At 73.3% G+C, this 21,272-nt stretch carries 14 protein-coding genes and 1 tRNA gene; 13 read left to right on the top strand and 2 right to left on the bottom strand.

Features of this window, described 5'->3' with window-relative positions; translation table 11 throughout:
• The first annotated feature begins 413 nt into the window (after nucleotides 1-413).
• The 4 genes from P3T41_RS06955 to P3T41_RS06940 all read left to right on the top strand — a co-directional run bounded on the left by P3T41_RS06955 (nucleotide 414) and on the right by P3T41_RS06940 (nucleotide 5,746).
• A complete protein-coding gene (locus P3T41_RS06955) occupies nucleotides 414-2,690 on the top strand; it encodes a sodium-translocating pyrophosphatase (protein WP_280688700.1) in 2,277 nt (758 codons plus the stop codon).
• Between the two features lie 101 nt (nucleotides 2,691-2,791).
• Complete coding sequence (locus P3T41_RS06950; RefSeq protein ID WP_280688682.1) at nucleotides 2,792-3,160, top strand: cyclophilin-like fold protein; 369 nt, start codon at nucleotides 2,792-2,794, stop codon at nucleotides 3,158-3,160.
• Nucleotides 3,161-3,293: 133 nt separating this feature from the next.
• Nucleotides 3,294-4,106 carry a hypothetical protein gene (locus P3T41_RS06945; RefSeq protein WP_280688681.1) on the top strand — a complete coding sequence of 271 codons (813 nt, stop codon included), beginning with the start codon at nucleotides 3,294-3,296 and terminating at the stop codon, nucleotides 4,104-4,106.
• A gap of 95 nt (nucleotides 4,107-4,201) precedes the next feature.
• A complete protein-coding gene (locus P3T41_RS06940; protein ID WP_280688680.1) occupies nucleotides 4,202-5,746 on the top strand; it encodes a methyltransferase in 1,545 nt (514 codons plus the stop codon).
• 28 nt (nucleotides 5,747-5,774) lie between these two features.
• Here the strand turns inward: P3T41_RS06940 and P3T41_RS06935 are convergent, their stop codons facing one another.
• Entirely contained in the window at nucleotides 5,775-6,404 is a 630-nt protein-coding gene (locus P3T41_RS06935; RefSeq protein WP_280688679.1) for a hypothetical protein, read from the bottom strand.
• A gap of 217 nt (nucleotides 6,405-6,621) precedes the next feature.
• Between P3T41_RS06935 and P3T41_RS06930 the strand changes: the two genes are divergently transcribed.
• From P3T41_RS06930 to P3T41_RS06890, 9 genes are all read left to right on the top strand, one after another.
• On the top strand, nucleotides 6,622-7,107 hold the full coding sequence (locus tag P3T41_RS06930; protein ID WP_280688678.1) for a hypothetical protein: 486 nt from the start codon (nucleotides 6,622-6,624) through the stop codon (nucleotides 7,105-7,107).
• 358 nt (nucleotides 7,108-7,465) lie between these two features.
• Complete coding sequence (topA, locus tag P3T41_RS06925) at nucleotides 7,466-10,333, top strand: type I DNA topoisomerase (RefSeq protein ID WP_280688677.1); 2,868 nt, start codon at nucleotides 7,466-7,468, stop codon at nucleotides 10,331-10,333.
• A gap of 169 nt (nucleotides 10,334-10,502) precedes the next feature.
• Nucleotides 10,503-13,724: a dTMP kinase gene (gene tmk / locus P3T41_RS06920; RefSeq protein ID WP_280688676.1), complete on the top strand. Its 3,222-nt coding sequence runs from the start codon at nucleotides 10,503-10,505 to the stop codon at nucleotides 13,722-13,724.
• Nucleotides 13,725-13,905: 181 nt separating this feature from the next.
• On the top strand, nucleotides 13,906-15,120 hold the full coding sequence (locus P3T41_RS06915; protein ID WP_280688675.1) for a DNA polymerase III subunit delta': 1,215 nt from the start codon (nucleotides 13,906-13,908) through the stop codon (nucleotides 15,118-15,120).
• A gap of 148 nt (nucleotides 15,121-15,268) precedes the next feature.
• Entirely contained in the window at nucleotides 15,269-16,399 is a 1,131-nt protein-coding gene (locus P3T41_RS06910) for a hypothetical protein (protein ID WP_280688674.1), read from the top strand.
• Between the two features lie 105 nt (nucleotides 16,400-16,504).
• Entirely contained in the window at nucleotides 16,505-18,142 is a 1,638-nt protein-coding gene (locus tag P3T41_RS06905; RefSeq protein WP_280688673.1) for an alpha/beta hydrolase, read from the top strand.
• A gap of 72 nt (nucleotides 18,143-18,214) precedes the next feature.
• Nucleotides 18,215-18,871, top strand: a complete 657-nt coding sequence (gene leuE, locus P3T41_RS06900) for a leucine efflux protein LeuE (RefSeq protein ID WP_280688672.1) — start codon at nucleotides 18,215-18,217, stop codon at nucleotides 18,869-18,871.
• 101 nt (nucleotides 18,872-18,972) lie between these two features.
• Nucleotides 18,973-19,049 (top strand) — tRNA-Thr (locus P3T41_RS06895).
• A 351-nt stretch (nucleotides 19,050-19,400) separates the two neighbouring features.
• The gene (locus tag P3T41_RS06890) at nucleotides 19,401-19,619 is read left to right on the top strand and encodes a hypothetical protein (protein WP_280688671.1); all 219 of its coding nucleotides are present in this window, start codon (nucleotides 19,401-19,403) and stop codon (nucleotides 19,617-19,619) included.
• Nucleotides 19,620-20,271: 652 nt separating this feature from the next.
• Here the strand turns inward: P3T41_RS06890 and P3T41_RS06885 are convergent.
• Nucleotides 20,272-21,258: a DUF5937 family protein gene (locus P3T41_RS06885; RefSeq protein WP_280688670.1), complete on the bottom strand. Its 987-nt coding sequence runs from the start codon at nucleotides 21,256-21,258 to the stop codon at nucleotides 20,272-20,274.
• Nucleotides 21,259-21,272 lie beyond the last annotated feature (14 nt).

The following is a 21,272-nucleotide window of genomic DNA, read 5'->3' as shown; positions in this document are numbered from 1 at the left end:
GCGCGTCCAAAAAACCCCGGGCACATCTCTCCCCGGGGGGGGGGGGCCCAAACCCGCGGGTTTTGCGCCACCGCCCATGATTCTTTCGGTTCTCTGCCGCACGCGGTCTATATCAATCCGTCGATGATTCCTACACTCGCTTCTGGATATCCGGTCGGGTCGGGAACGCCCGGCCCGGTCGCCTGTGCCACCAGAGCCACTTGCGCGCCGTTCCGACAGGTCGGCGTGCCGGTCGTCGGGGAGGACGCATGGCCGGATTCACGATCATCGCGAGTGCTTCAACCACATCTGACGTACTGAAATCCGTCTCACCAGCACCAGTGCGACCACAAATCCTGGACGTTCTGGCCGATGGGACGTCAGGCGGCTCGTCGGCCAACGCGGTTCTCACCGGCGGCAATCAACTGGTGGTTCTGATCATCGGTCTGGTCGCCCTCGGTGCGCTCGGGGTCGCCGTGCTGTTGGTCCGTCAAGTCCTGGCGGCCGACGCGGGAACGCCGGTGATGCGGCGGATCGCGGGGGCCGTGCAGGAGGGCGCGAACGCCTATCTGGCGCGCCAGTTCCGCACCCTGGCGATCTTCGCGGCGGGCGCCTTCTTCCTGTTGATGATGCTGCCGGCGGACAACTGGTCGCAGCGGCTGGGCCGGTCGGTCTTCTTCCTGGTCGGTGCGGTGTTCTCGGCCGCCACCGGCTACCTGGGCATGTGGCTGGCGGTGCGGGCCAACGTCCGGGTGGCCGCGGTGGCCAGGGGCGTGGCGGCCGGGCAGGAGAAGCCCGCGCAGCACCGGGCGATGCGGATCGCGTTCCGCACCGGCGGCGTGGTCGGCATGTGCACGGTGGGCCTGGGCCTGCTGGGCGCGGCCGTCGTGGTGCTGATCTATCAGGCCAACGCGCCTCGGGTACTGGAGGGTTTCGGCTTCGGGGCCGCGCTGCTGGCGATGTTCATGCGGGTCGGCGGCGGCATCTTCACCAAGGCGGCGGATGTCGGCGCGGACCTGGTTGGCAAGGTCGAGCAGGGGATCCCCGAGGACGACCCGCGCAACGCCGCCACCATCGCGGACAACGTCGGCGACAACGTGGGCGACTGCGCCGGGATGGCCGCGGATCTCTTCGAGTCCTACGCCGTGACCCTGGTGGCCGCGCTGATCCTCGGTCGCGCGGTCTTCGGCGACACCGGTCTGGTGCTGCCGCTGATCGTCCCGGCGATCGGGGTGGTCACGGCCGTGCTCGGCATCGTCGCGGTGTCGCCGCGTGAGCGTGACCGCAGCGGGATGGCCGCGATCAACCGGGGCTTCTTCCTCTCCGCGGCGGTCTCGCTGCTGCTGGTGCTGGGTGCGACGTACCTGGTGCTGCCGTCCAGCTTCGCCGCGCTGCGGCACGTGCCGGACGACATCCGCGGCCATCACGGCGATCCGCGCCTGTTCGCGTTGGCCGCGGTGGTGATCGGGATCGTGCTGGCGGTGCTGATCCAGCAACTGACCGGCTACTTCACCGAGACCAGCCGCCGCCCGGTGCGGGACGTCGGACGCAGCTCGCTGACCGGCGCGGCCACCGTGGTGCTCTCCGGCGTCTCGCTCGGCCTGGAGTCGGCGGTGTACTCGGCGGTGCTGATCGGTGCGGCGGTCTACGGGGCGTACCTGCTGGCCGGCGGGTCGATCGTGCTGGCGCTCTTCGCGGTCGCGCTGGCCGGGACCGGCCTGCTCACCACGGTCGGCGTGATCGTGGCGATGGACACCTTCGGCCCGGTCTCCGACAACGCGCAGGGCATCGCCGAGATGTCCGGCGAGGTCGAGGGCCCCGGCGCCCGGGTGCTGACCGAGCTGGACGCGGTCGGCAACACCACCAAGGCGATCACCAAGGGCATCGCGATCGCGACGGCGGTGCTGGCGGCGACCGCGCTCTTCGGCTCCTTCACGGACGCGATCAACGAGGCCGTCGGCACCGCGGGCGGCAGCTCGGTGATCGGCAACCCGGCCGGACTGAGCCTGGACATCTCGCAGCCGAACAACCTGGTCGGGCTGCTGCTCGGCGCCGCGGTGGTCTTCCTCTTCTCCGGACTGGCCGTCAACGCAGTCTCCAGGTCGGCCGGTTCGGTGGTCTTCGAGGTGCGACGGCAGTTCCGCGAGCACCCCGGGATCATGGACGGCAGCGAGCTGCCGGAGTACGGCAAGGTGGTCGACATCTGCACCCGGGACGCCCTGCGCGAGCTGGCCACCCCGGGGCTGCTGGCCGTGCTGGCGCCGATCGCGGTGGGGTTCGGGCTGGGCGTCGGCTCGCTCGGCGCCTACCTGGCCGGCGCGATCGGGGCGGGCACCCTGATGGCGGTCTTCCTGGCCAACTCCGGCGGGGCCTGGGACAACGCCAAGAAGCTGGTGGAGGACGGCGCCCACGGCGGCAAGGGCAGCGAGGCGCACGCGGCGACGGTGATCGGCGACACCGTCGGCGACCCGTTCAAGGACACCGCGGGCCCGGCGATCAACCCGCTGCTGAAGGTGATGAACCTGGTCTCGCTGCTGATCGCGCCGGCCATCGTCCGGTTCAGCTACGGCGCGCACGCGAACGCGCTGCTGCGCGGGGCGATCGCGGTGGTGGCGCTGCTGGTCGTGGTGGGCGCGGTGTACCTCTCCAAGCGACGGACGGTGGACGTCGCGGCCTCCAGTGACCAGCGTTCGGTGGCCACCCTCTGGTGACCAAGGCCTGGACCGGTCTGGCGAGGGTGCGGGTGCGTGTGGTGGGATCCCGGTTGACAAATTGTTGAGCAACAAGTTGTTGAACCGGAGAGGGAGACCCCATGCGCATCCGCATCCTCTGGCCGGCCGGCCAGGCCACCGCGACCCTGCGCTCGACCCCCACCAGCGAGGCGGTCTGGGCCGCCCTGCCGATCAGCGCATCGGCCAGCACCTGGGGCGAGGAGGTGTACTTCGGTACGCCCGTGAGCGTGCCGCGTGAGGACGACGCGCAGCAGGTGGTGGAGCCGGGCACGGTGGCCTTCTGGACCGACGGCGACAGCCTGGCGCTCCCCTACGGACCGACGCCGGTCTCGCGCGGTGACGAGTGCCGGCTGGCCAGCCCCTGCAACCTGCTCGGCGCGCTGGACGGTGACCCGCAGGTGCTGCGCACGGTGCGCCCGGGCGACTCGATCCGGGTCGAGCGGGCCTGAGCGCCCGGCGCGTGGGGCCCCACGGGCTACCGCCGGAGTGCCGGGGAACCGGGGCACCCGCTCCGACCGTCCCCGTTCCGGTGTCGGGTAGGTTCACCCGGGACGGATCGGGACAGGACGGAAGGGCTCCCAGGTGGACGAGCGAGTGCTGGCGGACGAGCGGTCCCGGCGGGCCGGGCGAGGTGGGAGCAGGCCCGCCGCACCGCGCGGATCGGCCCGCCGCCTGCTGGCCCTGCCGCTGCTCGGGGCGCTGCTCGCGACCGGTGCGGCCGCCTGCTCCAGCGACAACAGCGCGGCGCTGGGCAACTGGGCCACGCAGGTCTGTAACGGGCTGCGCGGCCCGGTGACCCAGTCCCAGGACGCCATGCGGGACACCGGCCTGGTCAACAGCGGTGAGGCGCCGACCGACCTGCAGAAGCGGCTGGCCACCGACCTCGGCAGCCTGGGGACGGCCACCCAGCAGATCGCCGACGCGATCGACAAGGCCGGCGCGCCCAAGGTCGACAACGGCGCCGGGCTGCAGAAGGACGCCGTGAACGAGCTGCGCCAGGCGGCACAGGGCTACCAGGACGTGCAGAAGAAGCTGGCCGCGCTGCCCACGGACGATCAGGCGAAGTTCGCCGACGGGTTGAAGAGCATCGGCGACCAGGTGCAGCAGCTGTCCACGCTCTCCACCGGTGCGCTGGGCAAGGTGCAGACCGGTGACCTGGGGACCGCGCTGGCGAAGCAGCCCGGGTGCAAGAGCCAGGACGCCGGCGCGTCGGGCAGCCCGAACCCGGGTTCGAGCCCGTCCGGGTCGGTCGCGCCGTCGGGCAGCCCGGCGGCCGGCAGCGCCTCGGGCAGCACGTCCCCGTCGGGCGGTCCCGCCGCTTCCGGCAGTCCCGCCGCTTCCGGTGGTCCCGCAGCGTCGGGCAGCCCCGCCACGTCCGGCGCCTCGCCCAGCTAGGCCCGCCCGCGCGCGTCCCACCCGTCCGCCCCCGTACCGCCCGCCGGCAGCGCGCCCCGGTCGGACCGGCGGTCGGTGGGCGGGACAATGGCGGGGTGACCAAGCTCCCCGCTCCCGACCCCGCCCGCCTCGCCAGCCTGCGCGAGGCACTGCTCGCCGCCGACTACACCGCCGACGGCTGCCTCGACCTGCTCGGCCCCACGGGGTACGCCGCGCTGGCCCGCAGCGAGGCGGTGCCCGCGCTGCGGGCCACCCGGGGCGGCACGCCGCTGGAGACCCTGGTCCGGCTCTTCCTGCTCCAGCAGCCGGTGCCCTACCCGGCCGCGGCCGCCGCGCTCCCGGTCGAGGAGTGCCTGGCGGACGGCTGGCTGACCCGTGACGGCGGCGACGTGCGCGCGACCGTGGACGTGCGCCCGTACGCCAACGAGGTCGCCGGATTGGACAGTTCCGATGCCTGGGTGGTCTCCGACCTCGGTTGCGCGGTCGGCGGCGCGGGCGGCATCGGCGCGGGCGGCAGCGCCGCCGGGGTGGCCCGCGGCGAGCTGGTGCTCGGTGTCGGGGGCGCCTCCACCACGCTGGCCGGGCTGGCGGTGCGCCGCCCGGTGCGAGCCGCGCTGGACCTCGGGGCCGGCTCGGGCGTCCAGGCGCTGCACGCGGCCCGGCACGCCCAGCGGGTGACCGCCACCGACCTCAACCCGCGGGCGCTGGCCTTCTCCCGGCTCACCCTGGCGCTGTCGGGTTTCGACAACACCGAGACCGCCCAGGGCAGCCTCTTCGAGCCGGTCGGCGAGCGGCGCTTCGACCTGATCGTCTCCAACCCGCCGTTCGTGATCTCGCCCGCCAGCCGCTTCGTCTACCGGGACGGCGGGATGGCCGGCGACGAGCTCTGCCGCTCGCTGGTCCGCGGCGCGGCCGCGCACCTGGAGCCCGGCGGCTACTGCCAGCTGCTGGCCAACTGGCAGCACGTCAAGGGCGAGGACTGGCACGAGCGGTTGGCGGGCTGGGTGGCCGGCACCGGGCTGGACGCCTGGGTGGTGCAGCGCGAGGTCCAGGACGTGGCGCAGTACGCCGAGCTGTGGCTGCGCGACGGCGGCGACCACCTGGCGCCGCGCACCGTCTACGAGGCCCGGTACAACGAGTGGCTGGACGCCTTCGAGGCGGCGCGGGTCGAGGGCATCGGCTTTGGCTGGATCACCCTGCGGGCAGGCGGCGCCGCGCAGCCGACCGTGCGGATCGAGGAGTGGCCGCACCCGGTGGAGCAGCCGCTCGGCCCGCACATCGAGCAGTGGTTCGCCCGCCAGGACTTCCTGCGCGGGCACGACGACCGCGCGCTGCTCGCGGCCCGCTACCTGCTGGCCGACGAGGTGGTGCAGGAGCAGGTCGGCCCCCCGGGTGCCGAGGACCCGGAGCACGTGGTGCTGCGCCACAACCGGGGCATGCGCCGGGCCACCAAGGTGGACACGGTGGGTGCCGGGTTCGCCGGGGTCTGCGACGGCTCGCTGACGGCCGGCGAGATCCTGGACGCTATCGCGCAGCTGCTCCGCGAGGACCCGAGCAGGCTGCGCGATCGGGCCCCGGACTCGCTGCGCCTGCTGGTCGAGCAGGGTTTCGTCGAGCCGGCCACACTGCCGCAGCGATGATCTGACGATCAGTCAGAACGGCTGCCGATCAGGGGTGGTACAGCTCGTCGGCCTTGGTGATCACGTTCTGGCTGTTCACGGTGACGGCGTACTGGTTGCGGCAGGTGTCGTACGGCTGCTTGACGGCTGCCTTGTTGTGCAGGCAGTCGTCCACGTGCTTCATGAAGGTGTCCAGGTCGACCGGCTGGTTCTGCGCGTTGGCCAGCAGCGTGGTCTTGACGTCGTTACTGAAGGTGAACACCGCGGGGTCGCCGTAGCTGGTGAAGTAGCCGTCGTCCGGGATGTCGGGGCCGCAGACGAACTTGGTCGACTTGGCCTTCATCCAGATGTGGGTCAGGTAGCCGTCGTCGGTGGCCTCGATGACCCGGCCGACACCGGAGGCGTTCGCCGTGCAGTCGGCCGTCGGGGTCGCGCCGGTCGAGGCGGCGCCGCTGGGCTTGGCACCGCTGGGCTTGGCCGTGGTCGGCTTGGCGCCGCTCGGCCGGGCGGTGGCGGCCGGGGCGCTGGACGCCGTCGGGGTGCCCGGCGCGGTGGCGGCCTTGCTGGGCGCGGCCGAAGCGGCCGAGCCGGTGCTGGTCGTCTCGTCCGGTCCGCAGGCCGTCAGGGCGAGCGTGGCCAGGGCCAGAGCGGTGGCTGCGGCGAGTCGGTTGGCCTTCATGGTGGGTCCCCCCTGGGATCGGTTCGTGTCGGTCGTTTGTCAGTACGGCATAAGTGCGCCGGCAGGTTTCCGCTGTTTCCGGCCTGTGACAGCGGTTAACCGATCCGTGACCTGGAGTTTCCCTCGGGTTCGGTGACTGGCGGCGCCGGGTTACCCCTGACCTGCCACGTTCCCGAAGGGGAAGATCTTCAGCGTGGGGCGGACCAGGGGGGCGCTAGTGGAGACGCCGACGGCGGTGCTGACGGGGGGCGTACTGGCACTCTTCGGAGGCGCACTGTTGTTCTGGTGCGCGGCCGAGCTGCGCCTTCGCCACCAGCTGCGCCTGCACGGCATCCCGGTGACCGCGCTGGTGGTCCCCGATCCCGCCCCGTCCGACGCGCTGGACTCGGCTCCGCTGCTCGCGTACGACACCCTGCCCACCGTCGGCCGGTCGGCGGCCGGTGGGCAGGGCGCGGCTGCGGGCCGGGTCGAGTCGGTCTCGGTGCTCGTCCGACCGCGCGGGCACACCCCGCTGCGCCGTCCCGACCGGCTGGCGCTCGGCAGCGTGGTCCGGGTCGCCTATGACCCGAACCGCCCGGCCACCGTGATGCTGACCGGCAAGGCGGTCGCCGCCTCGCTGCCACTTGACGTGTTCTGGACGTTCCTGGGGACCAGCAGTCTGGCAGGCGGGCTGAGCCTGCTGAGCCTGGCCGTGCTGCGCTGAACCGCTGCCCGGCGGCCCGCTCCGCAGCCGCTCGGGACTCCTGGCCAGGCCCGATGAGTCCGGTCCCGAGGTGCTCACCGGCGATAACCATGCGGCGGGAACGCCCGCCATCGGGTTACCGTTCGAGTGGCGTAGGTCGGCCTTGCCGGTGAAAAAGCGGGATCGGCCCGTTTGACAAGGGTGGCCAGGGTACGGTCACACTCCGCTGGTGGGGTCGTCGCGGTGCGGCAGCCCCAGGCGGTGGTGTGCCGGGCGGCGAGAGCCCGCGCTGCCCGTGGTGACCGGTCGTGCGAACGACCGGTGGCCTGGGCCGGCCGTCGGCCAGCACACAGGAATCGACCGGGAGAGAAGAGCGAAGGTGTCCCCGACCAGCGAGACCGCGCAGGGCGGCAAGCGACTCGTCATTGTCGAGTCGCCCGCCAAGGCGAAGACGATCAAGGGCTACCTCGGCCCCGGCTACATCGTCGAGGCGAGCGTCGGGCACATCCGCGACCTTCCCGCGACGGCGGCGGAGGTCCCCGACAAGTACACCGGCGAGGTGCGCCGGCTCGGCGTCGACGTCGACCACGACTTCGCCCCCATCTACGTGGTGAACAGCGACAAGAAGGCTCAGGTCAGCAAGCTCAAGCAGCTGCTGGCGGAGTCCGACGAACTCTTCCTCGCCACCGATGAGGACCGCGAGGGCGAGGCCATCGCCTGGCACCTTCAGGAGGTGCTCAAGCCCAAGGTGCCGGTCAAGCGGATGGTCTTCCACGAGATCACCAAGGACGCCATCCAGGCGGCCGTGGCCAGCCCCCGCGAGCTGAACCAGCGGCTGGTCGACGCCCAGGAGACCCGCCGCATCCTCGACCGGTTGTACGGCTTCGAGGTCTCGCCGGTGCTCTGGAAGAAGGTCATGCCGAAGCTCTCGGCCGGCCGCGTCCAGTCGGTGGCCACCCGCCTGGTGGTCGAGCGCGAGCGGGAGCGGATGGCCTTCACCTCCGCGTCGTACTGGGACCTGGTCGCCACCTTCGGCACCGGCCGGACCGCGGCGGACGCCACCAACCCGGAGAGCTTCGGGGCCCGGCTGGCCACGGTGGACGGCAAGCGGATCGCCAGCGGCCGCGACTTCGGCTCGGATGGGCGGCTGAAGACCTCGAACACCCTGCACCTGGACGAGCAGGCCGCCCGCGCGCTGGCCGCCGCCCTGGAGCAGACCGCGTTCAGCGTGCGCAGCGTCGAGTCCAAGCCCTACCGCCGCTCGCCGTACGCGCCGTTCCGCACCACCACGCTGCAGCAGGAGGCCAGCCGCAAGCTGGGCTTCGGCGCCAAGCGGACCATGCAGGTGGCCCAGAAGCTGTACGAGAACGGCTTCATCACCTACATGCGTACCGACTCGACCACGCTCTCCGAGACCGCGATCGCGGCCGCCCGGGCCCAGGTCACCCAGCTCTACGGCGCCGCCTACCTGCCGGACGCGCCGCGCACCTACGCCAGCAAGGTCAAGAACGCCCAGGAGGCGCACGAGGCGATCCGCCCCTCCGGCGACCGCTTCCGCACCCCGGCCGAGACCGCGCTGAGCGGCGACGAGTTCAAGCTGTACGAGCTGATCTGGATGCGCACCGTCGCCTCCCAGATGAAGGACGCGGTCGGCCAGTCCGTCACGGTCAAGGTCGGCGGCACCTCGGCCGACCACCGGGACGTCGAGTTCTCCGCCTCCGGCAAGATCATCACCTTCCACGGCTTCCTGAAGGCCTACGTGGAGGGCGCCGACGACCCGAACGCCGAGCTGGACGACCGCGAGCGCCGGCTGCCGCAGGTGGCCGAGGGCGACCCGCTGGCCGCCGACCAGCTCACGCCCGAGGGCCACAGCACCAAGCCGCCGGCCCGCTTCACCGAGGCCTCGCTGGTCAAGGAGCTGGAGGACCGCGAGATCGGCCGGCCCTCGACCTACGCCTCGATCATCGACACGATCATCAACCGCAAGTACGTCTTCAAGAAGGGGACGGCGCTGGTGCCGTCCTTCCTCTCGTTCGCCGTGGTCAACCTGCTGGAGAAGCACTTCGGTCGGCTGGTCGACTACGACTTCACCGCGAGGATGGAGGACGACCTCGACCGGATCGCCAACGGTGAGGCGCAGTCCGTGCCGTGGCTCAAGCGGTTCTACTTCGGTGAGGGCGAGGGCCACGCGGTCGGCGGCGCGGCGGAGGCCGGCAACGGCGACGGCGACCACCTGGGCGGCCTGAAGGAACTGGTCACCGACCTCGGCGCGATCGACGCCCGGGAGATCAGCTCGTTCCCGCTCAGCGACCAGATCACCCTGCGGGTCGGCCGGTACGGGCCGTACGTCGAGAAGGCGTCCGCGGTCGAGGGCGAGCCCGGGCAGCGGGCCGACGTCCCGGACGAGATGCCGCCGGACGAGCTGACCGTCGAGCTGGCCGAGGAGCTGCTGGCCAAGCCGAGCGGTGACTTCGAGCTGGGCACCGACCCGGTCAGCGGCAACCCGCTGATCGCCAAGGACGGCCGGTACGGCCCGTACGTGACCGAGGTGCTGCCCGAAGGCACGCCCAAGACCGGCAAGAACGCGGTCAAGCCGCGGACCGCCTCGCTCTTCCAGACGATGTCGCTGGAGACGGTCACGCTGCAGGACGCGCTGCGACTGCTCTCGCTGCCGCGGGTGGTCGGCGCGGACGCCGAGGGCGTGGAGATCACCGCGCAGAACGGCCGGTACGGCCCGTACCTCAAGAAGGGGACCGACTCGCGCTCGCTGACCAGCGAGGACCAGCTCTTCACGGTCACTCTGGAAGAGGCGCTGGCGATCTACGCCCAGCCCAAGCAGCGCGGTCGGGCCGCGGCCGCCCCGCCGCTCAAGGAACTGGGCACCGACCCGGTCAGCGAGCGCCCGGTGGTGGTCAAGGACGGCCGGTTCGGGCCCTACGTGACGGATGGCGAGACCAACGCGACGCTCCGCAAGGACGACGACGTGGAGACCATCACGCCGGAGCGCGGCTACGAGCTGCTCGCCGAGAAGCGGGCCCGCGGGCCGGTGAAGAAGACGGCGAAGAAGGCGCCGGCCAAGAAGGCGACGACCGCTACGGCCAAGAAGACCGCTGCCAAGAAGACCACCGCCACGGCGGCCAAGAAGACGGCGGCGAAGAAGACGACGACCGCCACCGCGGCCAAGAAGACCGCGGCGAAGAAGACGGCGGCGAAGAAGACGGCGGCGGCGGCCGGCGACGAGGGCTGACGTCCCGTCGGGTGTCCCGGGCGGCCCCGGTTCGATCGCGTCCAGCGGTCGGGCCGGGGCCGCGCTCGTAGCGGCGCCGAGCGGTGCGGTGCGTCACAACCTCGTCATGGCCGCCTTTCAGAAGGGGATGAGCCCTTTTGCGCCATGCGCCGCCCGCTACGCTGACGGTATGACGAGCGAGCAGCAGCCAACCCCCACCCCCGAGGCCGCCGCAACCCCGCCCGACCTCCCGGCGGTGGCCCCCGCCGGGACTGCCGGCGAACGCGCCCGGGCGCTGCTGCGGCTGCGCCCGTACCGACGCCTCTGGGTGACCCAGTTGCTCGGGGGCACCGCCGACCGGCTGGCCTTCCTGGTGCTGGTGGCGCTGACCGTCGCCGCCGCGAGCCGGGCCGACCAGTTCGGCGGCGGGTACCGCGGGGTCGCGTTCGCGTTGACCCTGGTCTTCGCGGTCCGGCTGGTAGCCGCCGCGCTGGCCGGCGTGGCGCTGCTCGGGCCGCTGCACCGGCTGCTCAGCGGCCCGGTGGACCGCCGCTGGACGCTGATCGGCGCCGACGGGCTGCGCGCGGCGCTGGTCGCGGTGGCGCCCTGGTGGATCGTCTGGCTGCACGGCGGCAACCCGACCTACGCGCTGCTCGCCACCGTCTTCACGGCCGGTGTCGCCGAGCGGGTCTGGTCGGTGGCCAAGGGCGTCACCGCCCCCACCCTGCTCCCGGCGGCCAACCCGTACGCGCCGGCGGCCGAGCAGCGCCCCTCGGCGGCCAATCTGGACACCCTGCGCACCCTGGACCTGCGCACCGGCTGGGCCACCGTGCCGCTGGCCGCGCTCGCCCTGGTCGGCCTCACGCTGATCGACAACCTGCTCGCCGCGCTCGGGGTGCACTGGCTGAGGGAGCATCAGGTCACGGTCGCCACCCTCGGTGCGGCCGCACTCTTCGTCGCCTCGGCCGCCCTGCTCTACCTCCAGGACCTGCCGAGCCGGCCCGCCGCCGGTGCGCCCGCCTCCCCGCTGCGCGGGCTGCGCGCGCCCACCGACGCGACGCCCGGCCCGGCGCTCGGCAAGGGCCGCACCGGCTCCGCCCCGTACTTCACCTTCGCGGTGGCCGCCGCCTACGCCACGATGGCCGGCACCGCCGCGCTCGCGCTGCTCACCGCGGCCGAGCACGGCGCCGGGCCGGTCGGCTACGGCCTGCTGGTGCTCGCCGCCACCGGCCTGCCCTGGCTCGGCCTGCGGCTCACCCGGGTCACCCTGCCCGCGCTCTCCCGCCGCCGGCTGCTCGCGATCGCGCTGCTGCTGCTCGGTGCCGCGCTGATCCTGGCCGGGCTGGTCTTCGACTACGTGCTGATCCTGCTGCTCACCGCGGTGGCCGGGACGGCCGCCGGGATCGTGATCGGCGTCGGCCGGGCGCTGCTCGCCCAGGAGGTCGAGGAGGCCCGGCTGTCCCGGGTCACCGAGCACCTCTACGCGGTGCTGCGCACCGTGGTCGGCGCTGCGCTCATCGCGCTGCCGCTGCTCGCGGCCGGCTACGGCGAGATCGACTACGGCGACCGGGGGCCCGGTAGCTTCACCTTCATCCACGGTGGCGCGGCACTCGCGGTGGCCACCGCCGGGGTGCTGACCCTGGCGCTGGCCGGCGTGGTGCTGCTCAAGACGGACGACCAGCGCGGCACCGTGCCGTTCGGCCGGGAGCTGCTCGAGGCGCTCGGCCGGGGTCGGGAGATCCCCGAGCGCCGGGCCGGCGGCACCGGGTTCTTCATCGCGCTGGAGGGCGGCGACGGTGCCGGCAAGTCCACCCAGGCGCAGGCGCTGGCCGAGTGGATCCGCAGCAAGGGCCACGAAGTGGTGCTGACCCGCGAGCCCGGCGGCAGCCCGGTCGGGCAGCGGCTGCGCGGCCTGGTCCTCGACGTCGGCAACACCGGCCTGTCGCACCGGGCGGAGGCGCTGATCTACGCGGCCGACCGGGCCGAGCACGTGGAGAACGTGATCCGGCCCGCGCTGGCCCGCGGCGCGGTGGTGATCACCGACCGCTACATGGACTCCTCGATCGCCTACCAGGGCGCCGGGCGCGACCTGGCCGCCACCGAGGTGGCCCGGATCTCGCGCTGGGCCACCGGCGGTCTGGTGCCCGACCTGACCGTGGTGCTGGACGTCGACCCGACCAAGGCCCGCGAGCGGTTCACCGAAGCGCTGGACCGGCTGGAGTCCGAGCCGACCGAGTTCCACGCCCGGGTCCGGGCCGGGTTCCTCGCCCTGGCGGCGGCCGACCCGGTGCGCTACCTGGTGGTCGACGGCAGTGCCGCGCCCGCCCTGGTGACCACCGCGATCCGGCACCGCCTGGACCGCGAGCTGCCGCTCTCCGAGCAGGAGAAGGCGGCCCGCCGGGAGCAGGACAGGGTGGCCAGGGAGGCGGCCGAGCGGCGGGCGGCCGAGGAGGCCCGGCAGCAGGCCGAGGCCGAGGCCGCCGAGCGCAAGCGGCTCGAACTGCTGGAGCAGCTGCGCGCCGAGCAGGCCGAGAAGGAGCGCCTCGCCAAGGAGGAGGCGGCTCGCAAGGCCGCCGAGGAGGCGCGCAAGGCGGCCGAGGAAGCCCGGCTCAAGGCCGAGCAGGAGGCGCAGCGGCGCGCGGCCGAGGAGGCTGCACGCCAGGCCGAGGAGGAGGCCCGGCTGGCGGCCGAGGCCGCCGAGCAGGCTCGCCGGGACGCGGAGGCCGCCCAGCAGGCCGAGTTCCAGCGACAGCGGGACGTGCAGCGCGCCGAACAGCGCCGGCGGGCCGAGGAGGCGCTGCAGCGGGCCGAGGCGGCCCGGCTGGCGGAGGAGGCGGCCGCCGCCGCGGCGGCCGCGAACGACGCCGAGGCGATGACGGCGGAGCTGCCGATGCTGGCCGTCCCGGGCGCCGATGATCTGACCGAGGAGATCTCCGAGCAGGACCGGCAAGCCGCGGTGGCGGCGGCGGAGGCCGCGGCGCGCCGGGCCGAGACGGAGCAGTCGAAGCAGCGGCCGGCCCAGCCGGAGCGGCCTGAGCCGCCGCAGCCGGAGCAGCGCCGGGTGGCGGCGCCCGTGGAGGCGGCGGTGGAGCGGACCGCGGTGCTGCCCAAGGCCGTGCCGAGCGGGCCGCCGCCGGTGCTGCCGGCCGAGAAGCGGGTGCCGCCGGGACTGTGGCGCCCCGAGGCGGCGCCGGTCGACCCCACCCGTGAGCTGCCGACGGTGGCGGCGGACGAGCCGACCCGGGTGCAGCGACCGGCGCGCCCGTCCTGGGCCGAGGAGACGCCGATGGACGACCTGCCGACGCTCACCGACTCGCTGCTCGGCTCGCGTGACGAGTGGGCGCGCTGGGAGGACACCGGGCCCGAGGACGGGGAGCCGGGCGGCGGCAAGGGGCGCCGCAAGCGCAAGTGAGTGAGCGCGGGCTCGCGGGTCTGGTTCTCGACGCGCCCGCAGAGCTCGGCCCGCCCGCGGGGCGGCGCGGCGGCAGCGGACTGGCGTGTCGGTGCCGCGCCGTATGCTCGGGGGCGTCGGAGCGCGGATTCCGGCAGTTCGGGCAGTTCAGGCAGTTCAGGTAGTCGGTAGGAGAGCAGCGGTGGCCGTCTGGGACGACCTGGTGGGCCAGGAGCGGGTGGTCGAGCAGCTCACCGCCGCCGCCCGCGCCGCCCGGGCGACGGTGCTCGCGGGGCGCTCCGGCGCGGTGGCCGGGGGAAACGCCTCGCTGATGACCCACGCCTGGCTCTTCACCGGCCCGCCCGGTGCGGGCCAGACCACCGCGGCCCGGGCCTTCGCCGCCGCGCTGCAGTGCACCAGTCCGGATCTCGAGCTGGGCGGCGTGCCCGGCTGCGGGTTCTGCGACGGCTGTCACACCGTCATGTCCGAGAGCCACGCGGACGTGAAGTTCGTCCGCAGCGACGGCCTGTCGATCGGCGTCGGCGACATGCGCGCACTGGTGCTGCGCGCGTCCAGCTACCCGACCGGCGGCCGCTGGTCGGTGATCCTGATCGACGCCGCCCACCGGCTCACCGAGGCGGCGGCGAACGCGCTGCTGAAGGGCGTGGAGGAGCCGTCGCCGCGGACCGTCTGGCTGCTCTGCGCGCCGTCCGTCCAGGACACCCTGCCGACCATCCGCTCGCGCTGCCGTCACCTGGTGCTGCGCACGCCGGCGGCCGAGGCGGTGGCCGACCTGCTGGTGCGCCGCGACGGGGTGGAGCCGGCGGTGGCCGAGTTGGCCGCCCGGGCCGGGCAGGGCGACATCGAGCGCTCGCGCCGCCTCGCGGTGGACGAGCAGGCCCGTAGCCGGCGTCTCGAGGTGCTGCGGATCCCGCTGGAGGTGGCCGACATCGGCGGCTGCCTGGCGGCCGCGCAGCGCTTGGTGGACACCGCCAAGGCGGACGCGGAGGCGCTGGCCGAGACCAGGGACGCGAAGGAGACCGACGATCTGAAGGCCGCGTACGGCGCTTCCGAGGGGCTCGGCGGCAAGGCCCCGCGCGGGATGGCCGGTGCGGTCAAGGAGCTGGAGAAGCGGCAGAAGAGCCGGGCCACCCGGACCCGCCGGGAGACCCTCGGGGTCGCCCTGCTGGACCTGCTCGGCTTCTACCACGACGTGCTCGCGCTGCAGCTCGGCTCGACCGGCGCGCTCGCCAACGAGGACCAGCGGCCGGCGCTCGACAAGGTGGCCACCGCAGGTCCGCCCGAGAGCACGCTGCGCCGGATCGAGGCGGTGCTGGCCTGCCGCCGGGCGCTGGACCGCAACGTCGATCCGCTGCTCGCGGTCGAGGCGATGACGGTGGCGCTGCGAGCCGGCTGACCGGGTGTCGGTGCCGGCTCAACGTCAGGGGCCGCCGCCTGCTCGCTCGTTCGAGTGAACGTCGGCGCCCGTCCGGGACGCTCCGCTCGATCGGCGTCGCCGTCTTGCAGGCTGGGCACCGAGTCCCGACCTCCTGAGGTGGTGTCCGGTGCCCCGTCCGCTGCTCCTGCTGGCGCTCGTCCCCGTCGTGCTGCTCGCCTGCTGGCTGGCCCACGGTGCGCTGAGCCGCTGGCGCGGCGAGCGGGCCGCCCGCACCTATGAGCTGACCACCGACCCGCGGCCGATGGTGCTGCGGCTGGTCGGCGCCGCCTGCTGCGGGATGTGCGCCACCGGGCTCGCGGTGGCCGCCGTGCTGGGTGGGCACCCGGGGGCCCGCGGCGGCGCGCGGCAGGTCGGCGTCGAGGCGGCGGCCGATGCGCGGGCGGTGCGGGCGGCTCCGCCGGCCGAGCGGCCCGCGCCGTCGACGGTGCTGCTGCCGTCGCCGGTGCCGCCACCGGCCGCGCCGTCGCCGAGCGCGGTGCGGTTCGAGAGTGTCGCCCACCCCGCCGAGGGCGAGCTGCTGCAGGCCGCCCTGCCCGGTGCCGACGGGCGGCCGCGGGCGGTGCGGGTCTGGCTGCCGCCGCACTACGCCGACGATCCGTCAGCCCGGCTGCCGGTGCTGGTGCTGCACGCCGCCGGGCCGGGCAGGACGGCGGACGCCGAGTTGCCGGATGTCTTCGACGGCCTGGCCTCCGCGATCAAGCTGGGGCGCGCGCACCCGTTCATCGCCGTGGCGCCCGCCGCGCCGACCGGCACCGAGCACCCCTGCGACCTGGTCGCCGCCGCCCCGCAGGCGGTGGCCGACGACACCGCGATCCGCACCGCCGTCGCGACGGCCTTCCGCACCCTGCCGCCCGGTCCGCAGGGTTGGGTCACCCTCGGGGTGGACGGCGGCGCGCCCTGCGCCGTCGCGGCCGGCCTCACCCGCCCGGACCTGTACGGGGCGGCGGCCGCCGTCTCGGGCCGGTACGACGCGGCCGCGCTGGCCCAGACGGCCGCTGACGCCCCGTCGGGCCCCGCGCCCCGGCTGCTGCTGGCCGCCGCCAAGACGGACGCGGACGGCCTGGCCTCGGCGCACAAGCTCGCGGACGCGCTGCGCGGGGGCAAGGGGCAGGCGGCGCGGGCGGTGGTGAAGGTCTCCGACGTGGTCCAGGACTACACGCCGGAACGGGCGCGGTTGCGGCTGGTCCGGGCCGCCGCGCAGTTCCTGATGGACACGCTGGTCCATCCGGCGGGTTGACCCCCGCCGGTGCGCCGGGCCGTGCGCCCTTCTCCGGTTACGCTCAGCAGCAGCCGCCCGCCCGGTCGCCCTGGACCGGGCCGGCCATCGAGGGGAGAACTCCGTATGAGCCCTGGTCAGCCAGCCGCCCGGCCCGCCGCCGCGCTCCACAGAGCCCTCGCACTGGCCGCCGCGGGGCTGCTGCTGGCGGGGTGCACCGGTGGCCACCGGCCCGGGGCGGCCGGGGCCCCCTCGTCGCCCTCGTCAGCCTCGGACGGCCGTGCGTCCACCGCCACCGGCCCGGCCGGGGCGCCCGCCGCAGTGACCCCGCTGCAGCCGCTGCCCGCCGCGATCCCCGCCGAGCTGGCCTCGTACTACGCCCAGCAGCTCAGCTGGCAACCCTGCGACCAGACCTTCGAGTGCACCAGCTTCAAGGTGCCGCTGGACTACGACCACCCGGCGGGCGGCGACCTGACGCTGACCGCCGTGCGCCGTCCGGCCGACGGCGCGGGCGGCGCGCGGCGGCTCGGCTCGCTGCTGCTCAACCCGGGCGGCCCCGGCGGCTCGGCGGTGGAGTACGTCGAGTCGGTGGCCGCCGGCTACCAGCCGGCCGTACGCGCCGCCTACGACCTGGTCGGCCTGGACCCGCGCGGGGTCGGCCGGAGCAGTCCGATCAGCTGTCTGAGCGGTGATCGGATGGACGCCTACACCGCCGTCGACAGCACCCCCGGGAACCAGGCCGGGATCGACCAGCTGGTCGCCGCCGACCAGGAGTTCGCGGCCGGCTGCCGGCAGCACGCGGGCGCCCTGCTCGGCCACGTCAGCACCGTCGAGGCGGCCCGCGACATGGACGTGCTGCGCGCGCTGGTCGGGGACCCCGAGCTCAACTACGTCGGCAAGTCCTACGGCACCATGCTCGGCGCGACCTACGCCGGGCTCTTCCCGTCCCGGGTGGGGCGACTGGTGCTGGACGGTGCGATGGACCCCTCACTGGACTCGCTGGCCGGCAACCGCACCCAGGCCGGCGGCTTCGAGACGGCCTGGAACTCCTTCGTCAAGGACTGCGACACCCGCCCGGACTGCCCCGTCGGCCAGACCGCGCAGCAGGCCGGGCAGCAGCTCGACGCGCTCCTCACCGGGCTGGACGCCAAGCCGCTGGCGGGCGACGGCACTCGGAAGCTGACCGAGGCCCAGGCGGTGACCGGGGTGATCGAGGCGATGTACGCCGACTTCCTCTGGCCCGAGCTGCGCGATGCGCTGGCGGCCGCCAAGAACGGTGACGGCGGTCCGCTGCTGCGGCTCTCCGACTCGTACTACGAACGCACCGCGGACGGCGGCTACCCCAACCTGATGTTCGCCAACATGGCGGTCAACTGCCTGGACCTGCCACCCGCCTTCACCTCTCCGGCGGACGTCCAGCGCGCGGTGCCGGACTTCGAACAGGCCTCGCCGCACTTCGGGCGGGACATGGCTTGGATGGCGCTGGCCTGCGCCTACTGGCCGGTCAAGGCGACCGGCGCGCCGCACACCGTCCGGGCGGCCGGCGCCGCGCCGATCGTGGTGGTCGGCACCACCCGTGACCCGGCCACACCGTACGGGTGGGCGCAGTCGCTGGCCGGCCAGTTGGAGTCGGGGCGGCTGGTGACCTACGACGGCGACGGGCACACCGCGTACGGGCGGGGCAGCGACTGCGTGGACTCGGCCGTCAACCACTACCTGCTGGAGGGGAAGCCGCCGGCCCAGGGGCTGCGCTGCACGAAGTGAGGTGTGGGTCGCGCCCGGTGCGGCCGGTACGATGACTAGCTCGCATCTACCTGGTTGCCGGAAGGACCCGCAGTGCTGGGAGTCACCGACCTTGCCACCTACACGCTCGGGGCGCTGATCATCGTCCTGCTGCCCGGCCCCAACTCGCTCTACGTCCTGTCGGTGGCCGCCCGCAAGGGCATCCGCACCGGCTACCGGGCCGCCGCCGGCGTCTTCCTCGGCGACTTCACCCTGATCACCCTCACCTCACTGGGCGCCGCCTCGCTGCTCAAGGCCAACCCCGACGCCTTCGCGGTGGTGAAGTTCGGCGGCGCGGCCTACCTGCTCTGGATCGGCCTCGGCATGCTCCGCGCCGCCCGCGCCCTCTGGCTCGAACGCCGGGCCGCCGACACAGCGGAGCCGGCACCGCAGGCCACCGCCGCCGCAGGCGAGCGCCCGTTCCGCCGTGCGCTGGTGATAAGCCTGCTCAACCCCAAGGCGATCCTCTTCCTGCTCTCCTTCTTCACCCAGTTCGTCGACCCCCACTACGGCACGCCGGCCCTCTCCTTCATCCTGCTCGGCGGCATCCTGCAGGCGATGAGCTTCGTCTACCTCTCCACCCTGATCTTCACCGGCACCCGCCTGGCCGCCGGCTTCCGCCGCCGCCGACGCCTCTCCGCCGGCCTCACCAGCGCCGTCGCCCTCCTCTTCGCGGGCTTCGCCGCCAAGCTCGCCGCTTCCTCCGCCTGACCCCGCGCTCGAACCAGGTTCGGATCACCCCTCGGACCTGTGTAGACTGGCCCGCGTTGCTGATGCGGACCTGCTTCTCGCGGGTGCTGGACGGCAGCGGTGCCGCCTTAGCTCAGTTGGCCAGAGCAACGCACTCGTAATGCGTAGGTCTCGGGTTCGAATCCCGAAGGCGGCTCCATCGTGAACCCCAGGTCAGGCCTCTGACCTGGGGTTTTTCGTGTTTGTTGACCATGGAAGGCGTTTACTTCGGAGACTGTGAGGCTATGCATGGAGTGCGTAGGTCACGACGTGCCGACTCTCGGTAGCTTTGAGTAGGACATGGCTCTGACCTGCGGGTTTGCGGGGGGCTGTGACAGGTCCGACAGACCGTCGGGCGGTAGGTGCGGCCAAGGTGCGGCCATCTGTGCAGCGAGGCTGCTGGCGAGGGGTGCGGATCGCATTCTTGCGAGGCATGGTCGAGTGCCGCTTTGTCCGCGTCCGACAAAGCGGTTGGTGTGATGCGGAGGTTCGCGCGTAGTACGGGGCGGGAATGGGTGTGGTCGGAGGCCAGCCGCTTGCCAGTCTGCTGGAGGCGGTTGTGCGGGTGCGGCTGCTCACGGCGGGGCCAAGATTGGTGATCTTGGAGGGGCTGCCAAGAAAACCGAGTCCAAGGCTCAGCAGCGGCTTGCTTCTGGCTCGTCGCTTCCTGCTGCAGGACGCGCTCGCCGTGCTCGAACTCGACCGGGTGCTGGCCGCAGCTCTGGAGTAGCTGGACTGGCATCGCCTCGGTCTTCGGATTGCGCGGCAGAACCGGCTGAATCTCATCTCGCGGAGCACCGAGCGTCTGATGGCCCCGATGTACGCGGTCCGCCGGAGCGGCCAAGGCGAAGGTGCTGTCGCACCCGACCAAGTCCCCGGCTGTGGCCCAGTTGAGCAACCATGTCGTGGATCCGGTGACAGGCGGATTCCCCGGGTTGCCCGCCGCTGCCTGTTCGCTAGGCGGGTACGCGCCCGCTATGGGCAACCCCGCCGGATCGGCGTCGCAGCAGAGCCCGGCACCCACCGGTCAGGTCCGCGCGGCCGTGCGGCAGCACTACCTCGCCCAGCGAGCCGCTGGGTCGGATCCCGAATTGCCCGGCGAGAGCGGGGAGGCCGACGACCTGACAGCCGGTCGGACGCCATGGGCCGGGTGTCCACCTGATCAGCAAGGAGACGATCGAGGGCGTCCGCGCATCACGTAAGAACGCCCTCGGTACCAGCTGATCAGGGCGGTCGCGGAGTGAAGACGCGTGCGTGGCCGGCGACGTCACCAAGCAGGGCGCCGTAGTCGTCGCGCGGGACGTCCCGCCGGCCCAGGTGCCTCTGCAGGCGCTGCCTGGGCGCCCCGGCACAGCCCCGGGGCCGACCAGTGCGGGTGGTCCTCAGGATCCTTCATGGGCGCGCAGCAGGGCATCGCCCAGGGGGGTGCGGCGGTACAGGACCGAGCGGCCGGATCTTGCCCGCTGCAGGAGGCCGGCTCGGCGTAGGACCGCGAGGTGGTCTCCCACGGCTCCGGTCGCCATGTCGAGGCTCTTGGCCAACTGTGTCGTGCTGGCGGGCGCTCCGAGTGTGACCAGCAGTCGGGCGCGGGAAGGGCCCATCAGGGCCGCGAGGGCGTCGATCCTGGGCGAGCCGGGGACGCTCCACAGTGCGGCAGTGCCGCGGGCCGGGTAGATCAGGGTCTTGGGCCAGGCTCCGTCGAGGTGGGCGGCCACCCCGGGGCCGAGGAACACCGAGGGGACCAGCAGTAGGCCGTCCTCGGCAAGTGTGACCACGGGTGGGGTGGCGTCCGGAACGGTGACGCCATTGTCGTTCCAGGTGACGCCGTCGTGCAGCCCGTCGAGCACTGACGCCCATCCCGAGCGGCCCAACTGCCCGACGCGGTGGATGACGTCCCTCTCGCAGACGGCTCGTAAGCGTGCCCAGTCCGGTGCCAAGAGGACCTGCCACGCCTGATCCAGGGTGCGGGCGATGCTGCCGACCAGATCCTCACCGCGCAGCAGCGCGACGACCCGGGGATCGAGCACGACGCCGGTGGCGATGCAGCGTTCCGCCTCGTGGCGGGCCTGAGCGGGCGAGGTGCGGAGCATCGCTGATAGATCGTCCTCCCAGCGCTGCCCGAGGCCTGTCGGCGGCGGCGCGATCAGCTCCGCGCCGAATCTGTCCGTTTGCAGGGCGAGGACGGCGTCCAGGTCGGTCTCCCGCCGAAGCTGTTGGAACTGCGGTGTCAGCCGGGCCGACCACGGCGGCGGTAGCTGTCGGTCGTTATGCCCGCTCAACAACCGCAGCAAGCTAGCGAGTTCGAAGGCCGGTGACAACGCGAACCGACTGTACAACAACGCGTCAGCGGTGATCTCTATGCGCAGCACGGCGCCAGGTTACG

Origin of the sequence: Kitasatospora sp. GAS204B (genome assembly GCF_029892155.1) — a bacterium.
GTDB lineage: Bacteria > Actinomycetota > Actinomycetes > Streptomycetales > Streptomycetaceae > Kitasatospora.
The sequence above is the reverse complement of the archived record's forward strand: the minus strand, read 5'-3'. Positions and strand labels throughout refer to the sequence as shown.